Source organism: Deltaproteobacteria bacterium (assembly GCA_030690165.1).
In the GTDB taxonomy this organism is placed as follows: domain Bacteria; phylum Desulfobacterota; class GWC2-55-46; order UBA9637; family UBA9637; genus JACRNJ01.
Window position 1 is genome coordinate 96,793 of the sequence record JAUYHF010000014.1, and the last position, 20,871, is coordinate 117,663.

22 protein-coding genes are annotated in these 20,871 nt (G+C 42.8%); 8 read left to right on the forward strand and 14 right to left on the reverse strand.

The window, feature by feature from the left end; all coding sequences use genetic code 11:
- Positions 1 to 4: 4 nt before the first annotated feature.
- The 5 genes from Q8P28_04050 (at position 5) to Q8P28_04070 (ending at position 8,480) form a co-directional block, all read left to right on the forward strand.
- Positions 5 to 1,387: a cobyrinate a,c-diamide synthase gene (locus Q8P28_04050; protein ID MDP2681967.1), complete on the forward strand. Its 1,383-nt coding sequence runs from the start codon at positions 5 to 7 to the stop codon at positions 1,385 to 1,387.
- A 206-nt stretch (positions 1,388 to 1,593) separates the two neighbouring features.
- Positions 1,594 to 4,197, forward strand: a complete 2,604-nt coding sequence (locus Q8P28_04055) for an EAL domain-containing protein (protein ID MDP2681968.1) — start codon at positions 1,594 to 1,596, stop codon at positions 4,195 to 4,197.
- Between the two features lie 76 nt (positions 4,198 to 4,273).
- A complete protein-coding gene (gene thiC, locus Q8P28_04060; protein MDP2681969.1) occupies positions 4,274 to 5,578 on the forward strand; it encodes a phosphomethylpyrimidine synthase ThiC in 1,305 nt (434 codons plus the stop codon).
- A gap of 104 nt (positions 5,579 to 5,682) precedes the next feature.
- The gene (gyrB, locus tag Q8P28_04065) at positions 5,683 to 8,112 is read left to right on the forward strand and encodes a DNA topoisomerase (ATP-hydrolyzing) subunit B (protein ID MDP2681970.1); all 2,430 of its coding nucleotides are present in this window, start codon (positions 5,683 to 5,685) and stop codon (positions 8,110 to 8,112) included.
- A 77-nt stretch (positions 8,113 to 8,189) separates the two neighbouring features.
- Entirely contained in the window at positions 8,190 to 8,480 is a 291-nt protein-coding gene (locus Q8P28_04070) for a septum formation initiator family protein (GenBank protein ID MDP2681971.1), read from the forward strand.
- Positions 8,481 to 8,680: 200 nt separating this feature from the next.
- Here Q8P28_04070 and Q8P28_04075 read toward each other — a convergent pair whose 3' ends face one another.
- From Q8P28_04075 to Q8P28_04140, 14 genes are all read right to left on the reverse strand, one after another.
- On the reverse strand, positions 8,681 to 10,009 hold the full coding sequence (locus Q8P28_04075; protein MDP2681972.1) for a cyclic 2,3-diphosphoglycerate synthase: 1,329 nt from the start codon (positions 10,007 to 10,009) through the stop codon (positions 8,681 to 8,683).
- Complete coding sequence (locus Q8P28_04080) at positions 10,009 to 11,811, reverse strand: GspE/PulE family protein (protein ID MDP2681973.1); 1,803 nt, start codon at positions 11,809 to 11,811, stop codon at positions 10,009 to 10,011. Before Q8P28_04080 ends, Q8P28_04075 begins: the two co-directional genes overlap by 1 nt.
- A complete protein-coding gene (locus Q8P28_04085) occupies positions 11,808 to 12,053 on the reverse strand; it encodes a hypothetical protein (GenBank protein MDP2681974.1) in 246 nt (81 codons plus the stop codon). The genes Q8P28_04080 and Q8P28_04085 overlap by 4 nt, the downstream gene beginning before the upstream one ends.
- Before the next feature lie 86 nt (positions 12,054 to 12,139).
- Complete coding sequence (locus tag Q8P28_04090) at positions 12,140 to 12,445, reverse strand: type II toxin-antitoxin system RelE/ParE family toxin (GenBank protein MDP2681975.1); 306 nt, start codon at positions 12,443 to 12,445, stop codon at positions 12,140 to 12,142.
- Positions 12,433 to 12,621, reverse strand: coding sequence for a hypothetical protein (locus tag Q8P28_04095; protein ID MDP2681976.1), 189 nt, complete (start codon positions 12,619 to 12,621; stop codon positions 12,433 to 12,435). The genes Q8P28_04090 and Q8P28_04095 overlap by 13 nt, the downstream gene beginning before the upstream one ends.
- A 421-nt stretch (positions 12,622 to 13,042) precedes the next feature.
- Positions 13,043 to 13,423: a hypothetical protein gene (locus tag Q8P28_04100; protein ID MDP2681977.1), complete on the reverse strand. Its 381-nt coding sequence runs from the start codon at positions 13,421 to 13,423 to the stop codon at positions 13,043 to 13,045.
- A 201-nt stretch (positions 13,424 to 13,624) separates the two neighbouring features.
- Positions 13,625 to 13,906, reverse strand: a complete 282-nt coding sequence (locus Q8P28_04105; GenBank protein ID MDP2681978.1) for a hypothetical protein — start codon at positions 13,904 to 13,906, stop codon at positions 13,625 to 13,627.
- A 241-nt stretch (positions 13,907 to 14,147) separates the two neighbouring features.
- Positions 14,148 to 14,510: a type II toxin-antitoxin system VapC family toxin gene (locus Q8P28_04110; protein MDP2681979.1), complete on the reverse strand. Its 363-nt coding sequence runs from the start codon at positions 14,508 to 14,510 to the stop codon at positions 14,148 to 14,150.
- 1 nt (position 14,511) lies between these two features.
- Positions 14,512 to 14,709, reverse strand: coding sequence for a type II toxin-antitoxin system VapB family antitoxin (locus Q8P28_04115; protein ID MDP2681980.1), 198 nt, complete (start codon positions 14,707 to 14,709; stop codon positions 14,512 to 14,514).
- A 71-nt stretch (positions 14,710 to 14,780) separates the two neighbouring features.
- Positions 14,781 to 16,058 (reverse strand): histidine--tRNA ligase, encoded by a 1,278-nt coding sequence (hisS, locus tag Q8P28_04120; protein ID MDP2681981.1) that lies wholly within the window; start codon positions 16,056 to 16,058, stop codon positions 14,781 to 14,783.
- A gap of 11 nt (positions 16,059 to 16,069) precedes the next feature.
- Positions 16,070 to 16,345 (reverse strand): hypothetical protein, encoded by a 276-nt coding sequence (locus Q8P28_04125; GenBank protein MDP2681982.1) that lies wholly within the window; start codon positions 16,343 to 16,345, stop codon positions 16,070 to 16,072.
- The gene (locus tag Q8P28_04130) at positions 16,323 to 16,556 is read right to left on the reverse strand and encodes a hypothetical protein (protein ID MDP2681983.1); all 234 of its coding nucleotides are present in this window, start codon (positions 16,554 to 16,556) and stop codon (positions 16,323 to 16,325) included. The genes Q8P28_04125 and Q8P28_04130 overlap by 23 nt, the downstream gene beginning before the upstream one ends.
- Complete coding sequence (locus Q8P28_04135; GenBank protein MDP2681984.1) at positions 16,534 to 16,905, reverse strand: hypothetical protein; 372 nt, start codon at positions 16,903 to 16,905, stop codon at positions 16,534 to 16,536. Before Q8P28_04135 ends, Q8P28_04130 begins: the two co-directional genes overlap by 23 nt.
- A gap of 128 nt (positions 16,906 to 17,033) precedes the next feature.
- Positions 17,034 to 17,414 (reverse strand): hypothetical protein, encoded by a 381-nt coding sequence (locus tag Q8P28_04140; protein MDP2681985.1) that lies wholly within the window; start codon positions 17,412 to 17,414, stop codon positions 17,034 to 17,036.
- Positions 17,415 to 17,758: 344 nt separating this feature from the next.
- On the opposite strand from Q8P28_04140, the gene Q8P28_04145 reads away from it, so the two are divergent.
- From Q8P28_04145 to Q8P28_04155, 3 genes are read left to right on the forward strand one after another with little or no spacing between them, the layout of a single operon-like run.
- The gene (locus Q8P28_04145) at positions 17,759 to 18,211 is read left to right on the forward strand and encodes a hypothetical protein (protein MDP2681986.1); all 453 of its coding nucleotides are present in this window, start codon (positions 17,759 to 17,761) and stop codon (positions 18,209 to 18,211) included.
- Positions 18,212 to 18,217: 6 nt separating this feature from the next.
- Positions 18,218 to 18,406 carry a hypothetical protein gene (locus Q8P28_04150; GenBank protein ID MDP2681987.1) on the forward strand — a complete coding sequence of 63 codons (189 nt, stop codon included), beginning with the start codon at positions 18,218 to 18,220 and terminating at the stop codon, positions 18,404 to 18,406.
- Entirely contained in the window at positions 18,390 to 20,834 is a 2,445-nt protein-coding gene (locus Q8P28_04155; GenBank protein ID MDP2681988.1) for a hypothetical protein, read from the forward strand. The genes Q8P28_04150 and Q8P28_04155 overlap by 17 nt, the downstream gene beginning before the upstream one ends.
- The last annotated feature ends 37 nt before the right edge of the window (positions 20,835 to 20,871 follow it).

Here is a 20,871-nt window from a genome sequence, read left to right on the forward strand (position 1 = left end):
AAGTATGAAGGCTTTCATAGTAGCGGGAACTCATAGCGGAGTTGGCAAAACCACCATTGCCATTGGCCTTATGGCATTGCTTAAAAAAAGAGGCATGGCTGTTCAGCCTTTCAAGGTTGGGCCGGATTATATTGACCCATCTTACCATAGACTGGTTTGCGGAAGACCGTCCTACAACCTTGATACATGGATGGTAGGGGTTGATGGCGTTAAAAGGACTTTTGCAAAGGAAATGCAGGGCGCTGATATTGGGATTATTGAAGGTGTGATGGGACTTTTTGACGGAAAGGACGGCAGGGATGAACAGGGAAGCACAGCCCATGTTGCAAAGATTCTAAAGCTTCCTGTAATCCTAATTGTTGACGCAAGAAGCATGGCAAGGAGCGCGGCTGCATTGGTTTACGGTTATGAAAGATTTGACCCCGCTGTGAAGATAGCCGGTATTATATTCAACAGGGTCGGCAGTGTCAGGCACTATAAGATGCTTAAAGAAGCAGTGGAGGCAAAATGTAAGGCAAAGGTGCTGGGCTATATCCCGCGTAATGAAGAGATAACACTCCCTGAAAGACATTTGGGGCTTGTGATGATGGAATGGACAATGAACAAGGGGCAAGGGGCAAAGTTTAAAAAACTTACATCAATGATAGAGAGGTTCGTTGATATTGATGAGATATTAAGATTAAGCTCAAGGTTCAGAGTTCAAGCTTCAAAGTCTTTCCACCGCATCACGCACCACGCATCACGCATTACGAGAATCGCCATTGCCAGGGACAATGCCTTTTGTTTCTATTATCAGGAAAATCTGGATATGCTGAAAGAGTTGGGCGCAGAGCTTGTTTTTTTCAGCCCTTTAAAGGATAAGAAACTGCCTGCTGGCATAAACGGCATATATCTCGGCGGAGGGTATCCTGAGCTTTATGCAAGAAGGCTTGAGGCGAATAAGGCGCTCAGCAAAGAGATAAAGCTTATTGCAGATAGCGGCCTTCCAATCTATGCTGAATGCGGCGGGCTTATGTATCTTGGAAAAGGTTTGAAGGATTTTAAAGGGAAAAAATATGAAATGGTAGGAATATTCCCGTGGGTTTCAAGGATGCTGGAAAAAAGGAAGTCGCTGGGCTACAGAGAGGTAAGGGTTATTGATGGCTGCCCGTTTTTGAAAAAAGGTCAAAAAATTCTCGGACACGAATACCATTATTCGGAGATAGACACATTCTCTGATAAAATAAAAAGAGTTTATCAGTTCACAGTTCACGGTTCACAGGTCACAGTTAAAGAAGGTTATTTATACAAGAATACGCTTGCCAGCTACATCCACCTTCATTTTGCAAGCAATCCCAAATTTGCAGAGGGGTTTGTAAGGGCGTGTTCCCTATGTCCTCCTTATTAACTCAAATCTCCAAAAAACAAATATGCTCTCCAAGTCCAGCCTTTTAAAATATGGGGAGCACCACTCATTGCTTCCCTTAAATTTAATATCCCGCTCATTGCTTTTTCCCTCTTCCTTGTGGTATTTTTAATTTAACGATTAACTTTAAAAAATCGGAGGATAAAAAAGTGCTCTTTGGGCGTATACAGTCGTTCATCAGTCGGTTAGTGGAAACAGTAAAGAAGACCCTTCCGGAAGGACGGGCTCTTCCAGAAAGAGACTGGCAGGTTAGACATAAAGGCATTCTGATATTACTTTGGTTTCATGTCATCGTAATCGCGGCGGCAGGAATCTACAAGGGATTCGGATTCGTTCAAAGCCTTGCTGAGGGAGCGGTGGTCGCTATGTTTGCCATTCTGGCAAAAAGGCAACGCATCAGCCGTAGTTACCGCTCAGCGGTTGCCAGCCTGGGTCTCGTGACATCATCCGCAATCCTTGTGCATTTCTCGGGCGGTTACATAGAGGCACATTTTCATTACTTCGTTATGCTGGCTGTAATCGCCATCTACCAGGATTGGATCCCATTCCTTCTCGCCATCCTCTTTGTTGCCGTGAATCATGGAGTCACCGGCCAATTTTTCCCCCATGCTGTGTACAACCATACCGATGCATTTCTCCACCCCTGGAAATGGGCGCTTATTCACGCTGCTTATGTCATGGCTGAGAGTGCGGCGCTTCTGGTTGGCTGGCGGATAAGTGAGAGGGCGCGGGAACAGGTTGACCTCGTGCTTAACTCCACCGGAGAAGGAATCATCGGGCTGGATCTCAACCGGAGAATCACCTTTGCAAATAAGAGCGCGGTTAACATGATGGGCTGCCCCTCCATAGATGTCATTGTTGGAAAGCCCATCAGTAATATTTTGCAGGATGCGAATAGAGCCTTTCACAAAGACGACACGCTCTATTCGTATTTAGATGGAAGGATTCATTATGGCTTAAAGAAAATGGTCTTGCGCGAGGACGGCACAAGACTGCCGGTCGAATTGGCAAGCAATCCGATTCGTGAGCGTAACATAGCCGTTGGAACAGTGCTTACGCTAAAAGATGAAACTTGTTGCAAGCTGGCAGAAGAGGAACAGAGGAAAACACTTTCTTTGCTCAGCGCGACACTCGAATCGACTACAGATGGCATTTTTGTGGTTGATAAAGAGGGGGGAAAAATCACCAGTTTCAATCAAAAGTTTATAGAGATGTGGAAAATCCCAAGCGATATTATTTTGGATAAGGTTGATGAAAAATTGAGGGCGCATGCCATTGACCAGCTCATTGATCCGGAAGGGTTTCTTGCAAAGGTAAATGAACTGTATTCCCAGCCGGATAGAGAGAGCTTTGATATATTAAAGTTTAAAGACGGCAGGGTCTTTGAGCGCTACTCAAAGCCTCAGAGGGTTGGGGCAGAGATTGTCGGAAGGGTCTGGAGTTTTCGGGATGTTACAGAGCGCATCAATTCAGAAGAGCAGCTGAATTTTTTAGCTACACATGATGTATTGACCCGCCTCCCTAACCGAACCCTTCTAATCGACCGCCTGGGGCAGTCGACGGCCCGGCTCAATTGGCAAAAACGGAAGGTCGCCGTTATGTTTTTAGACTTGGATAGATTCAAGATTATTAATGACACGCTGGGACATACATTGGGTGACCTCCTCCTTAAGGCCGTTGCCAAAAGGCTGACCGCTTCTGTGCGCAGCGGCGATACGGTCGCCAGGCTGGGCGGTGATGAATTCATCATTGCTCTTGCAGATATTGGACACGAGGAAGATGTAACCGGAGTTGCCGAAAAAATACTAAATTCCCTGTCGAAGCCGTTTAATCTGGAAGGCCGCGAGCTTTTCATTACCGCCAGTATCGGCATAAGCCTTTATCCCGAAGACGGCAAACAACCTGAAGTTCTTCTTAAAAATGCCGATACCGCCATGTATCGCGCCAAAGAACAGGGAAGAAACAATTATCAATATTATTCGGCTGCCATGAACGCAAGCTCATTGGAACGGCTTATGATAGAAACAAGCCTGCGGCAGGCGCTCGAAAAAAGAGAATTCCTGCTCTACTACCAGCCCCAGGTCGATCTGGCTACCTGGCAGATCGTTGGCATAGAGGCGCTTATCCGATGGAAGCATCCGGCGATGGGGCTGGTCTCTCCGGCAAAATTTATTCCCCTGGTTGAAGAGACAGGCCTTATTGTACCGATTGGGGAGTGGGTGCTTCAGACAGCCTGCTTACAAAATAAGGCATGGCAGACAGCCGGTTTCCCGCCGATCCGTGTTTCGGTCAATGTGTCGGGCGTGCAGTTCCGGCAGCCGGGTCTGATAGAAACAATCCGCATGGTATTGGATGAAACCGGGCTGGACCCCCAATATCTGGAAATAGAGCTGACAGAGAGCATCCTTATGAAAAATGAAGAGAAGATGATTGCCGCCATTGATGAATTGCATGAGATGGGGGTTAAAATTTCAATAGACGATTTCGGGACCGGTTATTCTTCTTTAAGCTATCTTAAGCGATTTGCTATCCACAATTTAAAAATAGACCAGTCTTTTATCCGTGATATTACGACCAACCCCGATGATACCGCCATTGTCACGGCGGTTATCACTTTAGCCCACAGCTTAAAACTGAAGGTGATTGCCGAGGCGGTGGAGACAGACGACCAACTTCAATCTTTACGCACTCTTCAATGTGATGAGATGCAGGGCTACCTTTTCTGCAGACCGATACCTGCCGAAGAGATGACAAGGCTACTAAAAGAGAACATCAAAGGTGTCCGCAAATAACCCCAAGTTTTTGTGTTGTAATCTCCCTTTGTTATAGTATCATTTGTATAGACTTCTATATTAGAGAGGAGATTTCATGCCAACACAGATTGAATCCGCAAGAAAAAACATCATTACAAAAGAGATTAAGGAGGTCGCTGTATCAGAGGGCAAACCGCCGGAATATATCAAAGACATGATTGCCAAAGGCCAGATGGTTATACCAAATAACATAAACCGAAAGGCAAGACTGGTGGGGATAGGCAAGGGGTTGAGGACAAAGGTGAATGCCTCCATCGGAACATCATCTGATATTGTTGATGTAAAGGCAGAGGTGGAAAAGGCGATAGCCGCAGAAAAGGCAGGGGCGGATACCTTAATGGAGCTTTCTGTTGGCGGTGACTTGGATGCAATAAGAAAAGAGGTTCTCGCGGCAACAAACCTGTCTGTAGGCAGTGTCCCGCTTTATCAGGCATTTGCAGAGGCAATCAAAAAATACCATGACCCGAACAAACTCACAGAGGAACTTCTCTTTGATGTTCTGGAAAGGCAGTGCGCTGACGGCATATCGTTTATGGCTGTCCATTGCGGGATAAATAGATTGACAATTGAAAGGCTTAAAAAACAGGGCTACCGTTACGGAGGCCTTGTTTCACGCGGCGGCTCATATATGGTTGGATGGATGCTCAAAAACAATAGAGAAAACCCGCTTTATGAAAAATTTGATAAGGTTGTCAGTATCCTGAAAAAATATGATTGTGTTTTAAGCCTCGGAAACGGTCTGAGGGCAGGCGCTGTTCATGACAGCCTTGACAGGGCGCAGGTACAGGAGCTTCTGATAAACTGCGAACTGGCAGAGGCAGGGCAAAATATGGGATGCCAGATGATGTGCGAAGGCCCGGGGCATCTGCCCCTTGACGATATAGAGGCGAATGTAAAGCTCCAGAAAAGGATGAGCAATGATGCGCCGTTCTATGTGCTCGGCCCCCTTACAACAGATATTGCCGCAGGCTATGACCATATATCTGCTGCGATAGGGGCTGCTTCGGCTGCAAGATACGGCGCTGATTTAATATGTTATGTAACTCCGGCAGAACACCTTGCGCTGCCTAACAAGGAAGATGTAATTGAAGGTGTGCATGCTGCCAGGATAGCCGCTCATGTGGGTGATATGGTGAAACTCGGGACAAAGGATAGAGACATGAATATGGCAAAAGCAAGAAGGGATTTAAGATGGGAAGACCAATATAAATTGGGGTTTTTCAGCGAAAAGGCGCGGGGGATACGGAACAGCCGGTATCCCGAAGAAGCGGACACATGCACCATGTGCGGCAGTTTCTGCGCCCTTGATAATGTGAACCAGTATTTTGAGAAAGATTTAAAAAAAGGAAACAAGTCATGATTTTTTATGGTTTTAGGCTGGTCAAAATGGTATTATTAAAAGCTAAAAAGGCCGACGGCATGAAGGTCTTATATCGTATCATTTAGATTTCAGGAGGGGATAAATTGGAAAAGGAAGAGGCGCGGAAAGATCAATACGATGCAGAATCTATAAAGGTTTTGGGCGGGCTGGAGGCGGTGAGAAAAAGGCCCGCCATGTATATTGGCTCTACCGGCCTGCAGGGGCTTCATCATCTTGTGTATGAGGTGGTTGATAATTCTATTGATGAGGCGCTGGCAGGCTTTTGCAAAAATGTAGAGGTGAAGATTCATACGGACAACAGCGTTACGGTCATAGACGACGGCAGAGGCATACCTACGGAGATGCACGTCCAGAAGAAAAAACCGGCTGTTGAGGTTGTGCTTACAGAGCTTCATGCAGGCGGAAAGTTTGAAAACAAGGCATACAGGGTTTCTGGCGGTCTGCACGGCGTGGGCGTTACAGTGGTGAACTTTCTTTCAGAGTGGCTTGAGGTAGAAATAAAAAGGGACGGCAAGGTTTTTCAGCAGAGGTATGAAGGAGGAAAACCCGCCGAGCCTCTGAAGGTGGTTGGAAAGACACAAAAGACAGGCACCCGCGTTACATTCAAACCTGATAAAGATATATTTGAGACTGTAGATTTTAGCTTTGACACCCTTTCCCAGAGACTTAGAGAGCTGTCATTTTTAAACGCAGGCATTCGTATAACAATAGAAGACGAAAGGACAGATAAAAAACATGAATTCCAGTATAAAGGCGGAATAACGCAATTTATAGAGCATCTGAATAAGGGCAAGACCCCTATACACCCGCGGATTATCTATGTCTCAGGAGAAAAAGAAGGCATCCAGATGGAGATAGCCATGCAGTGGAACGATAGTTACAGCGAGAATATCTTTGCTTATGCAAATAACATAAATACAACCGAGGGCGGCACGCATCTGATTGGCTTCAAATCTGCGCTTACAAGGACTATAAACAGCTACGCATCAAACACAAATCTCTTAAAAGACCTTAAGGAAGGGCTTCAGGGCGATGATGTGAGGGAAGGTCTTGCAGCCGTTATAAGCATTAAACTTCCGAATCCGCAGTTTGAAGGCCAGACAAAGACCAAACTCGGCAACAGCGAGGTTGAGGGATATGTAAAGACCATTCTCAATGATAAACTGGGGGCATTCCTTGAAGAAAACCCATCTGTGGCAAAAAAGATTGTGGAAAAGGCGGCAGAGGGCGCAAGGGCAAGGGAGGCCGCAAAAAAGGCAAAGGAGCTTATAAGGAGAAAAGGGGCGCTTGACTCATCGTCGCTTCCGGGAAAGCTTGCAGACTGCCAGGAATCCAATCCTGCGCTAAGTGAAATCTTTATAGTTGAAGGAGACTCAGCAGGCGGCTCTGCGAAACAGGGAAGGGACAGGAGGTTTCAGGCAATACTGCCTCTCAAGGGCAAGATTCTGAATGTTGAAAAGGCGCGGTTTGACAAGATGCTTTCCAATGAAGAGATACGGACGGTGATAACTGCGCTTGGCTGCGGCATCGGCAAGGAGGATTTTGATGCAGCAAAACTTCGTTATCATAAGATTATCATAATGACAGATGCGGATGTGGATGGCTCGCACATAAGGACGCTTCTCCTGACATTTTTCTACCGGCAGATGACGCCGCTGGTTGAGGGCGGGTATCTGTATATTGCTCAGCCGCCGCTTTTTAAGGTCAAGAGAGGCAAGGTAGAGAAATATATAAAAGGCGAAACTCAACTTGAAGACTTTATCCTTGAGGCAGCGGTAGAGGGGCTAATCCTTAAGCCAAAGGGTACAAAGGCTGATATTAAGGGGCAGGCCCTTTTCAATATGCTGAAAGGCGCGGCAAGGCTTCAGGGGATAATAAAAAGATTTAACAAAAGGAGGAAAGAAGGGGAGATAGCGGCTGCGTTTGCAATGGAAGACGATTTTAACGCGGACACGCTTAAGAATAATAAGGCTGTAAATAATCTGCTGGAAGATGTCAAGACATATACAAAGACATTTCACCCTGAGATTATGCCGGTAGAATTTTTAACGGAAAAGGATAGTGAGCATGACTGCCTTATTATCAAAGCATTGACAAAGAGGGACGGGGCGCAGAGAGAGACTGTTATAGACTGGAACTTTATACACTCTCCGGAATTTCAGGAACTGAGGACAATCGGCAAGGGATTAAAGACCTTTGGAGAGCCGCCGTTTATCTTAAAGGGTGACGATGTAGAAATAAAAATCAACACATTTAACGGGCTGATAACCCATGCGCTGGAACTTGGGAAAAAAGGCCTCTACATGCAAAGATATAAAGGTCTTGGAGAAATGAACCCGGATCAGCTCTGGGAAACAACAATGGATACCGAGAAAAGGACGCTTCTTCAGGTAAAGGTGGAAGACGCTGTTGAAGCTGACAGCGTATTTACGAGACTCATGGGCGATGAGGTTGAGCCGAGAAGAGAGTTTATTGAGGGGCACGCGCTTGAGGTTGCATATCTGGATATATAGCAGGCTGAAGGAATATGATGACTGGGACAGTCCTCTTTGTCTTGACTTTCCCAAGCAGCTTTGCTAATCATTAACACGTGGCCTTTTGGAGAAGGAAGAAAAAAATATATTTTATCCCTCTGTTGATAGTTATTGCAATAATTGCTTTGCTTACCATCTTCGGCGACAGGGGGCTTGTCCGCATTTACAAACTTTCTAAAGAGAGGGATTCTATCAAGACCTATAATGAAAAGATTAAAGAAGAGAATACCGCAATGAGAGACGAGATTCAGCGGTTAAAGACAGATGATAAATATATAGAGATGGTGGCCAGAAAAGAGCTTGGAATGATTGGAAAAAATGAGGTGGTTTATCAGTTTGAAAAGTAGGTCTTTTCCTGAGAAAAGATTCCCCAAAAATAGACTTTGATTTTTGGGGAAACCTGCAAGTTGCCTGCCAGACGAGGCAGCGGGCAATTTTTACGACGAGCCGTATATCACCAATACGGTGAGGAGTAAAAATTGTCCGATAACGAAGTATGGCAGGCAAATCGCAGGTTTGTAAAATAGCGAGGTTTTTAATCGCTATTTTACGGAGTTCGTTTCTTCTGTATAAACCTTTCTATTACATCCGCAATTGTTGGTTTCCCCATCTCCTCTATTTCGTAACTTACCCGCACACTGGGCCTATTAATCTTTATTATTCTTTTTAAATCAACAGGTGTCGCAATGACCACCAAATCACAGGGTATATTATTTATAGTGTCTTCTAAATCTTTTATCTGCCGGCTTGCATAGCCCACAGCAGGGATGAGGTTTTTTATATCAGGATATGAAGTTAGTGTCTCCTTTATAGCGCCAACTGCGTATGGCCGCGGATCAACTATTTCTCCGGCATGATACCTCTTTGCAGCAACAATTCCAGCCCCGTACGCCATTCCACCGTGGGTAAGGGTTGGGCCGTCTTCCACCACCAATACCCTCTTTCCTTGAATTAAACCTTCATTTTCAACCCTGATGGCTGAGGCCGTGTATATAACAGTTGCCTCTGGATTTACATCTTTTATATTTTTTATAATAATATCCACATCCTGACTCCTGGCGGTATCCATCTTGTTTATTATTAATACATTGGCCCTTCTGAAATTTGCCTCCCCTGGATAATACCTGAGTTCATGCCCCGCCCTGTGCGGGTCAACAATAACTATCTCCATGTCAGGCTTTATAAAAGGAAGGTCATTATTGCCGCCATCCCATACTATAATATCAGCCTCTTTTTCAGCCTCTCTTAATATATCCGCATAATCCACGCCTGCATAGACTGTAATGCCTGCGTTAACGAGTGGTTCAAACTCCTCTCTTTCCTCTATGGTGCAGTTGTATCTTATTAAATCCGTCTGTGCGGTAAACCGCTCTACCCTTTGTTTAATAAAATCTCCATAAGGCATTGGATGCCGGATTGCCACGGGCTTTCTGCCTTTTTCCATAAGTATTTTACACACAAGCCGTGTAACCCCGCTCTTCCCGCAGCCTGTCCTTACAGCACAGACAGATATCACCGGTTTGTTTGCTTTAAGCATGCTCTTTTCCGCTCCGAGCAGGACAAAATTTGCTCCCATGCTTGTTATAAAAGACGCCCTGTGCATCACCTGTTCATGGGATACATCGCTGTATGAAAAAACAACCTCATCAACCATATATTCTTTTAAGAGCGATGCGAGTCTTTCTTCAGGATAAACAGGAATGCCGTTTGGATATAAACAGCCGGCAAGCTCTACTGGGTATGTCCTGTTTTGTATGAAGGGTATCTGCGCTGCCGTAAAGGCAACAACCTCATAAAGAGGGTTATCCCTGAAGCATAGATTGAAATTATGAAAATCCCTGCCGGCAGCCCCCATAATGATTATCCGTTTTTTCATTATGTTACCGACACCACCTCTTCATAAGTAGTAACTCCCTCCAGCATCTTTTTTATGGCGCACTGCCGCAGGGTGGACATACCGTCAGCCTTTGCGGCCTCCTGAATATCTGCAAGCTCTATACTGGGAGAGGAAAGCGCCCCCCTTATCCTGTCTGTAAAATCCAGCATTTCAAATATTCCTGTTCTTCCTTTGTAGCCGGTTCCTCTGCATTCCGGACACCCTTCGCCATAATTAATCGTATATCCCTTTGGTTTCTTCGGAGCAAGCTGAAGATATTCAACCTCGTCGTCTGTAAGGATTCTGCCGGTCTTGCAGTGCTGACATATCTTCCTTAAGAGCCTTTGCGCCATAATGCCAATAATCGTGGATGAAATCAGAAACGCAGGGGTGCCGAGGTCCATGAGCCTGATTATTGCACTCGGCGCATCATTGGTATGCAAAGTTGACAAAACAAGGTGGCCTGTCAGCGCTGCCTGTATGGCCGCCTCCGCGGTTTCCTTATCCCGTATCTCGCCGACCATTATTATATCAGGGTCCTGGCGGAGGAATGTCCTTAAGGTATTGGCAAATGTGACTCCGACCGCTGGCTGCACACCCACCTGATTAAATTCCTCCATTACCATTTCTATGGGGTCTTCTATGGTAACTATATTTACCTCCGGGGAAGAAAGGACTTTCAGGCTTGAATAAAGTGTAGTCGTCTTACCGCTTCCTGTGGGACCAGTTACAAGGATGACGCCATTGGGTCTTTTTATAAACGAACTAAATAGCTGATACTCTCTGGGATAAAACCCGAGCTGGTCAATATCCTGAAGCAGTATCTCCGGGTCAAATATCCTTATTACCACCTTCTCGCCAAATGCAACCGGCATGGTGGATACCCTGAGCTCTACCTCTCTTCCCTGATAATCTGTTTTTATGCGGCCGTCCTGCGATTTCCTTTTTTCAGCTATATCCATCCGAGACAACATTTTTATCCTTGATATAATCGCCGGATGAACCACCTTTGGGATAGTATGAATATAGTGAAGCACGCCGTCTATCCGGAGTCTCACAAAAGACTTATCCCTTTTAGGCTCTATGTGGATGTCGCTGGCCCTCTGGTCAAAGGCATATTTCAGGAGGTACTCCACCGCGTTTACAACATGCTGGTCGCCTGCATCTATCTCTGTGTGTCCTTTGAGTTTTACATACTGCTCAAGGTTGCTTATGTCAATAGATTGCGCCATGTCCTTCTGCGCAGCAAGAACAGATGTGCGGAAGCCGTAAAACTCCCTGACAATCTTTTGTATATCGCTCTTTGAGCTTAAGACAAGCTTTATCTTAACCTTTTTTGTTCTGGAAAGATTTTCTATAGCCTCCTCATTAAATGGGTCTGCGACAGCCATGGTTATCGTATCGCCTTCCTGCCCTATCGCAATCATGGCGTACTTCTGCGCAAAAGGCCGCGGTATGAGCGAGGTTACCAAATCCATATTAAGTTTAAGAGGATCAAGTTTTTTGTAAGGAATGCCTATTGCCTCGGCGATAGCCACAGTTATAGCCTCCTCGGTTAAATCCTTGCCGGGGCTATTGGGTATTTCCAGATTGAATGATGATATTACCTCTGCGGGAGACACCATATCAGGATGATACGGGGTCTTTGAAAAATGAGGAACATCCTGCCGTTTCTGAAGCCTGGCCCGCTGGGCATCGCCTTTTACAGTAATATCCTTATACTGGTCTTCTGAAATCAGGCCTTTTTTAAGAATGAGCTTTGCCGCAAATTCTATAGTGAGAGCCTGTTTTGGGGGTGTCATAATACCTTATCCTTACCCTTTTCTTCCTCTGGTCTGTCTGTAGTGGCCACCCCTGCTTTCAGGAGGTCTTTCAAAAGCTCATTGGTCTTTTTCTGTTCCTCTACTATTTCCCGCAACAGGTCTTTTATGCCGAAAACAGCAAATGGAAGGACTATCCAGATGAGCACAAGGATAAAAAACAGGAGAAGAAACAATAACCCGAATGCGCCCATCATGGCCGGAAATATATTGGCAGTGTTCATTGTGTCATACCTCTCTTTTGTATAACGTGGTCATAAGTAATGACGGAATTGAGCGGCAAGTTTTGGTTGTCCACTCTAATGATTTGTTATAACAAATTTTCTATATTTTCAATTTCAAGTAATCTTGCTGAATGATAAACTGTTAGTATTTCTACTATTTCCTCTTTAACTCTATAAATTATCCTGTAATTCCCCAGAATGATTTCTCTTATTTTTTTATGATTTAATTCTGGAACAATACGTCCGGATTCAGGAAACAATTCCAGCCGTTCTACTGACTCAAAAACTTTTATTGTAAAAATACCAGCATAATAAGTTGAATCTCGAGCAATAAAATTAGTTATAGCTTCAACATCATCCAGAGATTGAGGTGTCCATTTTATTTTAGCCATTTTTTCATCTTTTCTTTTGCTTCTTCATGAGAAATGCATTGACCTTCGTCTGCCTGTTTAAGTCCCTTTTCAATCTTTGCAAGCAGATATAAACGTTCCATTGCATCTTCAATAGTGGTTTTTACCGGTAAGTCTTGTAAACTTTTAATTATCTTTTCCCTATCTAATGTTAACATTTTGTTCCCTCCTTACATAATTTTCGTTATAATGCCAGAGATAACCGCTGGGAAAAGCCGCCAGGCTTTTCCCAGTCCGAGTTCATCCCATTGTTAGACTTTGTGGCTATTACGGAGTAACACTATAACCCCTGTCCGGATTGAGGAGGAAAGTTGCGTCCCCTCAATCCTAATTCTCTCCTACGACATATTTCTCAATCAGCTTCTTAACCCTGTGTGCCGCACGAACATAATCCCAGCGAAATTCAATAGCTTCTCCACTTCCTGATGTATCCACTAATAAGTGAGCATAACGCGATATTTTCCCTACTATCGTCCCCTTTTCCTCAATGGATGTTATGTGCTTGTAATGGCACGGTATTGATACTGGTAGTAATGATCCTACTCCTTCTTTTAACAAACCCCTGTTTAGGCGTGCTCCCTACTTGGCTCCTGCTATGGCTGCGGCAGAAAGTTTTTGCAGAAACGCTTGCTCTACTGCGCTGCGGGACACACAGGTCAGAGTAATATCTTGATCGACTGCACCAGGCTTGTATTCACCTTCAATATTTGCCTTGACCGTGACCCCGTTCTCGGAGATGACCAAGCCCAGCGCGACCCGTGTCGTGGTTCTGTTGTCTTTGAGGTAGTCAATGCCCATCGTTGTGCCGCAGTCTGCTTGCGCGGGAGCCATGCGAAGGTTTCGAGGTGCCGTTGAAATGGTGCCAGAGTCTTCGTCCGCGTTGGTCACTTGATAGCCTTCGGTGATGAGAAGCTGTCTTACGGTTCGGAAGAGGGCAGCCTTACTCCCTGTAATCTTCATAGTGTTCACCGTTTCACGAGTTGCAGGTCCCTGGTACGTCGCCGCGCATCCGGTGATGATCGTAAGCATCAAAATTGCGCCGAAGTATTTCAGGTTTCCTCCTGTTTGAGATATTGCGCGCGTGATGCCAGCATGTTTAACGCTTAATCTCAGCGGCGCCAGAATGACGTCCGCTGAAGCGTCTTGTTAGGCATGTTGAATTTATAACTTGGTTTTACCAGTACGCTCAAGCTCCATGAGTACCCGCATCCCATAGTAGAAGCACTCCTTGCGGTATGCCAACTCCCAATCACGGAGCAGATGAACGGCATCAAGAGAATTACCCTTTAATGATTGTGCCAACTTTTTTTGTCGGCTTTTTCTCGAATCACTGGAACGCTCAATCCAAGCAGGTGGGATATTTCCGCCATTCCGACGAAGTAATAGGAACGCTTCTACCGGGCTGCCATTAGTTTGTTCAAAAAGTCCTGCTTCTCGTGCCATATGGCCTCCTTATAAATGCCTAACTATATTATTATACTACCATCTATTAATAGCTGCTATTGAACCCTTATACCACAACAATATATCATTTCAAAATCATTGAGTGAAACAGTAAGTATCCTATAAGTAGCGACACATTTTACCACTTACCCCTTGCTAAATACATGCAGGGGCAGGCTCTGACCCTCTCTTTTGGCGGGACAGGCTGGAAGCCTGTGCTACCAAGGGGGAAGGAAGCTGTTTAATAACTAAAATCCAATCCAAGTTTTACAGAAACCTCTTGCAGTCTCTTGTCAAATGTCCACAATGAAATTTTGGATAAGATGGCCGAAGAAAGCAGATGCATATCAATGTATCCCAGCCCCTTTCCCATAAGGCGATAATCATCTATAAACTGCATAACTTCTTCATGCTCTGCATGGATTATCATGGGAAGCACATGAAGGAGAGAAAGTATTTCAGAGCGATTTTTCAGATTCCCGCAGGCAATCTCACCGATTATGAATGGATGACAAACAACATGGCCGTCATCGAGCAAAGTTTCAAGCCCTGCGTTTCCCTCGCGGAGATGGGATATCCAGACGGATGTGTCGGCAAGAACCATACTAATTACCCGTTGATCGCCTGCGGGGGACCGGCTTTAGGTTTTTTTCCGTTCCTCCAAGCATGGCAAGCCTCTTTCCGCTTTCCCTCGCAATCAATGCCTCAAGTCCCAGTCTTACAAGGGAAGTTTTTTCCTGAATACCGGTCAGTCTTTTTGCCTTCTTGAGCAGCTCATCCTCTATGTTCAATGTTGTTCTCATAAATTTATCCCCTTTTTAGTATGCATTGTTTATATGTATTAGTATGTATTTATGATATGGGGTTGTCAAGGTTATTTTGATTGAGGCGCTTTTCGCAGAAGCTCCTTCATTCTATCTTCCACCCTACCCAGCGCAACCTCTTCCTGCTCTCCGCTCTGCATATTTTTGATGATTATATTGCCGGATGCAAGCTCGTTATCGCCGAGGATGAGAACAAGTCCTGCCCCAAGTTTATCAGCCCGCTTCATCTGCGACTTGATACTTTTATTGCCGTAATCACGTTCCAGGCTTATGCCTTTCGAGCGCAATGTTTTAATCAGCGGAATGGCTGCTTTTTCCGCCTTGTCTCCCATAAGAATAATAAACACAAGTCCCTGACCCCTGGCCCCTGACCCCTGGCCCCTGTCTTTTAACAACATCACCAGCCGTTCCATGCCGATAGCGAATCCGAAACCGGGCGCATCAGGCCCGTCAAGGCTTTTTACCAAGCCGTCATATCTGCCGCCTGCTGCAACGGCATTTTGCGAACCGAGACCCGGCGCTGTTATTTCAAATGTTGTCCGTATGTAATAATCAAGGCCCCTGACCATCTTTGGATTTAATGAAAAACCCACTTGAGAGAGGGCAAGAAATTCTTTTACCTTTTCAAAGTGGTTTTTACATCCATCGCATACTGCATCAAGTATGGAAGGCGCTGTAGATGTAATTTCAATGCAGGCAGGGCTTTTGCAGTCCAGTGTCCGCAGCGGATTTATTTCAAACCTTCGCTGGCAATCCTGACAGAGATGGGGTTTTTTATCCTGTAAAAAATTGAGAAGTTTTTCTTTATACAGCGGTCTGCACTCTTTGCACCCGAGCGAATTTATCTGGAGGCTGATCCCTTCAAGACCAAGCCTCTGAAAAAACGCAACGAGCATCTCAAGGGTTTCCGCATCTACCGCCGGATCATCTATGCCGAACACTTCCGCGCCTATCTGATGAAACTGGCGGAAGCGCCCCTTTTGCGGCCTTTCATATCTGAACATCGGGCCCATATAATATAACTTTGCCACAGGGTCAGCGCCGTATAATTTATGCTCTATGTATGCCCTGGCCACCGGAGCTGTGCCTTCCGGCCTGAGCGTAATAGATTCGCCGTGCCTGTCTGCAAAGGTATACATCTCCTTTTCAACAATATCGGTGGTTTCTCCGATGCTGCGGGAAAAAAGCCCGGTTTTTTCCACAATAGGAACCCGTATCTCGGAAAAACCGTAAGCCGCAAAAATCTCCCGCGCCTCTTTTTCCACATGCTGCCAGATATTTGTATCAGGCGGCAGGATGTCATTAAAACCTCTGATGGAGTTAATCATTTAAATAGCCTTTACTTTTTTGCCATGTTCTTTAAAAATCCAAGAAACTTAACAATATCTTTTTTGAAATTTTCAAATACCCTTCTGACATTTTCAAGAAGCCCCTGGAGCCGTTCGGAGTCAATTTCAAAACCGTAGATATTTCTTATTACATGCCTGAACGCAAGAAATTCTTCAAGTTCCTTCTCAACAGTCTTTGAAATCACCGGCGGCCTTTCCCCTTCTATGGCAAGAGACATGCTTTTGAGAAGTCTCTTGTGCCACTCAAAAGAGGATGGCGCCGCCATTCATGTCATCCGCTATCGTATGAAAGATTCTCTCACAGCCGGTATAAAAATTATGAAGTTTGAGCGCAAGACTTTCCTCATAGACCGTACGCAGTTCAGGATGCCCTTTCATTTCACGGCGGGCATTTCCAATATCGGCTGTCACCCGCTCCACCAATTCAAGCTCGTCCCTGATTTCAGAGATGAGTTCAGGAAGATGCTCTTTCTTCATACAAGGCAACCCCCTTTGCTATACGTTTCCTTACGGACTCACGGACATCCTCCATCGGCTTCAGATCCACAGGAAACTGGCTTTGCATCATAAGCCTTGCAACTGCCTTGAAATAGGATTTTTTAGCCAATCCCTCAACGGCGATGTCTATATCCGAATCCATATCAAAACCATGCTTTTTAAGAACAGCGCCGAACAGGATTACCCTGCTGACTTTGAACTCTTGCACAAGGATGTCCTTCAAATCCTCCGCAATTTTCAATGCCTCTGCGCGGCGCTTTTCCTGCAAGACTTTTTCTCTGCGCTCAATCAACTCCCAGCCTTTTTTATATGCGGCAATGTTTGCCATAATGTTCTGCTACTTCTTCTCCAGCACTTTTTTTACAGCCTTTGCAATATCCTTTGGCACCAAGCCATAATAAACAAGCAGTTACTCTGCAAGTCCGGATTGGCCAAGCTTATTCATATCAGACTACTTTACCCCTTTTCGCTCATAGACAAATATTCAAGAATAATATCATCAAGGCTCTTTTCAGAAATAAGTGTCCCGCCCTTTTTTTCCTCTATCTTTTCAGGCGGGTTTGCCTGCAGTTTAACCGCTTCTTCCTTTTTGTCAAATACGCCATCCTTCAGGTTTTTTAACATGGCGCCGTGCTGATCGCGCATAATCTCTTTTACTACAAGCTCAAGCTTGTCAGACTTGATAATATCCGCGTAGCTTGTCCTTTTGGAAGACATGATAACACCCTCTTTAAACAGGAGCGTGGTTATAACAGGATTTTTCCTGCCGCCATCTTCCGTCTGGATATGATAAACAGTTCCTTTATGTATTACATTCTCATTAAAGCCAAGCTGCATATTTTCTCCATTTACCCCGTTAGAAGGTCGCTCTAAAAATCAATCGCCACATTTAACGGTTAAAATCTATTTTAAAGGAACTTTCTAACGGGGTTTGTCTTAAATTTTCTAACATACTATATTGATTTATGCAAGCCCCGTTAGAAGCCTCGTTAGAAGCCTATATTTTGTGATAAGAGGATAGCAACTGAAAAATTTCTAACGGGGCCAGCCCAACATCCAACGGGTAAAAATGGCTTGAATTATGAATCACCTTTTGATAAACTCCAAAAAGTTACCGAATTAGTGAGCTAGTACAACCGTCCCCTTTTGCTTTTTATTTCCCTTAATGAATTTTAAACTAAATGCAAACAATCACAATATATTTTGATACTCCTAAAACATTTGAGCCAAACAACATCAGACCGTTAAATGGAATAGCAGGTTTGTATTTTATTTTTAGCAAGTCAATTGGCATTCAATATCCTTTTGACACTTCAAAACTTTTATACATTGGAATGAGCGAAAAGAAAACTAATAGCATCGGAAGCAGATTGATTGGACACTTTGAGGGTAAATCGAAAAATGTGGGATTAGTAAATTACAGGAAAATAGAACCTTTGCTTTTTACTTACATCAATTTTGAAATGCTTAGAGAAAATTGGAATTTTAGAATTGAAGACCTTGAAAGCTATTTTATATTAAACTTTGTAAAGCATTTCGGAGTGTATCCGATATGTAATAACAAAACAGGATTTGAAATTTTGAAAAACACCTTAACCACTAATTTTAAAATAGATTGGAATTACTTTAAATAAACCAATATGAACAACCAAGTTAAATCGGGAAAAGAAATTTTAGAAGACTTCTTCAATAACATTCAAAACATTGCGAATGTGGACAAGAATTTAGCTCACTCTTTAGCAGACCTTTATAAAGAGAACAATCTAACAGAGAAAAAAGTTATAAATAAACTACAAGAACTAAGAGAGCAAAATGGGAATAAAAATTAAACAACTTAATATTACTGGACTTCGAGGCATTAAGGAACAACTCATATTGCCATTGAATGAAAAATCGATATTGCTTTACGGTGATGGTGGAACTGGTAAGAGCAGTATTACTGATTCATTAGAATGGTATTACACAGAGAGGGTTTCTCATTTATCAAGTAATAGTGAAATTGATTTAAAAGATGCCTTAAGAAATTCCTATTTGGACGAAAGCAAATCATCTTCAATCAGCGTAAATTTTAGCAAAACAGCATTAGATAGCGAAAGAAAATTATTTTTTAAGGGAGGAAAATTAACTTCTGAATTCTCAAACACGACAGACGAGTTAACAAACTATTTATCTCAATCTGGAAGTGAAAACTTAATACTACGATATCAGCTTTTGAGAGATTTTATTGACCAAACGAAAAGTGATAAACTAAAAATATTATCCGACATCATCGGTTTTTCAGAAATAACAAAAGCAAAAGATGTTTTTAAAAAAGCGCTAAGCTCTATAAAGACAGAAATGAAAAGCCAAAATTTTGAAGCCCAAATAACCACCCAAAAACAAACCATAATTGATAAGATCGGTGCAGCAGTTAGCCAAAAAGAGAATCTGTTTGAAAAAATAAATGAAATAATAGAACCAAATAAAACGGGAATTGAGATAAAATCAATTGCAGATATTGACGAAGTTTTAAATCACTTAAAAACTCCAGTCAATAATAAACCTGTAATTGAGTTGAAATTTTTGGATAACTGTAATACCTCACTTAGTAACCTTCAAAAAGAAATAGATTTTATTGATAAGGAATACACTAAATACTATTCAGAATTTGAGATTATCGCTAATGATGTTCAAAGTATAATGCAAACCTATTTAGCGGATTTGCTGAAAGTTGGAAATGAAGTATTGACTAAAAAATATCACAAAGAAGAAAGCTGCCCCCTTTGCTTGCAACCTAAAAATATTGAAGATTTGAAAAATGAAATAAAGAGCCGAATAAAAGAGATTGAAGAATCAACAAAGAAAAAAGCATCTTATGATAATGCAAAGCAAGCGGTTATTACTATTTCAACCGAACGATTAAAAAGAATTGAAGCAATCAGTGCCGATATTCTTTTAGATGATGATTCTAATTCGCAAATCAAAAAAGCACTCAATGATTTAAAGTTAAAAATAACGGAATACCAAAAAGCAGGAAACGAAAAAGTAACATCAGGAAACAAATTAAGTAAAGCAGAAGATTTAAAACTTAAAAGCACAGACTTTGCAATACTTACAAGCATAGCAGACCGAATTTCAAAAATTCAGACATCCTTAAAAAACGATAACACCACAGTTTTATACTCTAATATTTCAGCAGCAAAAGATGCCTTTCTGAAAATAAAGAAATTTGAAGTTGAAAAGATAAAACTTGAACGACAAAAGAATTCATTGGAGATAATTTACAATGAATTTGTAAAGAAGCAAAAAGATGGACTTCAAAACTTCATCAATACATTTTCGGGAACGATCAATGATTATTACCAGTATATGAATCCAGGAGAACTGTTTCAAGAAATTAGAATAGTTACAATTGGTGAAGAAGATGAACTCAACGGAATTACTATTGAATATAAGTATAAGGACAATTGGGTTTCACCTCCACAGAAATATTTTAGTGAATCTCATTTAAACTGTTTTGGTATTTCTTTTTTCTTGGCGTCAGTTATTGCATTTAACAAGGAGAACAGGTTTTTAGTATTGGATGATGTTATATCCAGTTTTGACACTACTCACAGACAAAGATTTGCCAATTTATTATTTGAAAAATTTTCTGACCGGCAAATCATTCTGCTTACTCACGAAGAAGAGTGGTTTCAGTATGTGCGACAATTAGCAAAAAAGAACAGTTGGCTAATAAATGAAATCAAATGGACAGATAGCAAAGGCACACACTTGGAAGAAAAGCCAAACGACTTGAAAGAATTAATTGAAACAAGTATTATAAATAGTTCAATTGATTTTCTTGGAAATCCAATCAGAAAATATCTTGAACATAGCTTGAAAGATATTTGCTTAAACTTATATGTTAAAGTTAGTTTCAAATTCAACGACATTAATGAGAAGCGTATGCCAGATGAATTGTTAAACGAATTGAAATCAAAAATCAATAAAAGCAGTTCAGAACTTAAAGCGAAAATTCCAATTATTGATAGAGTTGTCAACTCATCACTTTTGGGAAGTTTATTATCTCACGACAATCCTTTTAATCCGAAACTTGGTGATTTAAAAGCGTTTTGGGCAGACATTTTAGAGTTGGAAAAATTATTTAATTGTCAATACCCTGATTGCAATAAACCAAAAGTTTCAATAAAAAATTATGATACCGTTGCAAAAAAAATCAGGTGCGGGTGCGACAAAACAAAATATGACTGGAAAGTGGACTTCCCCCGAATTTAAGGACACTAAGTTAGGTTAGGCTACCATAGATTCGAGC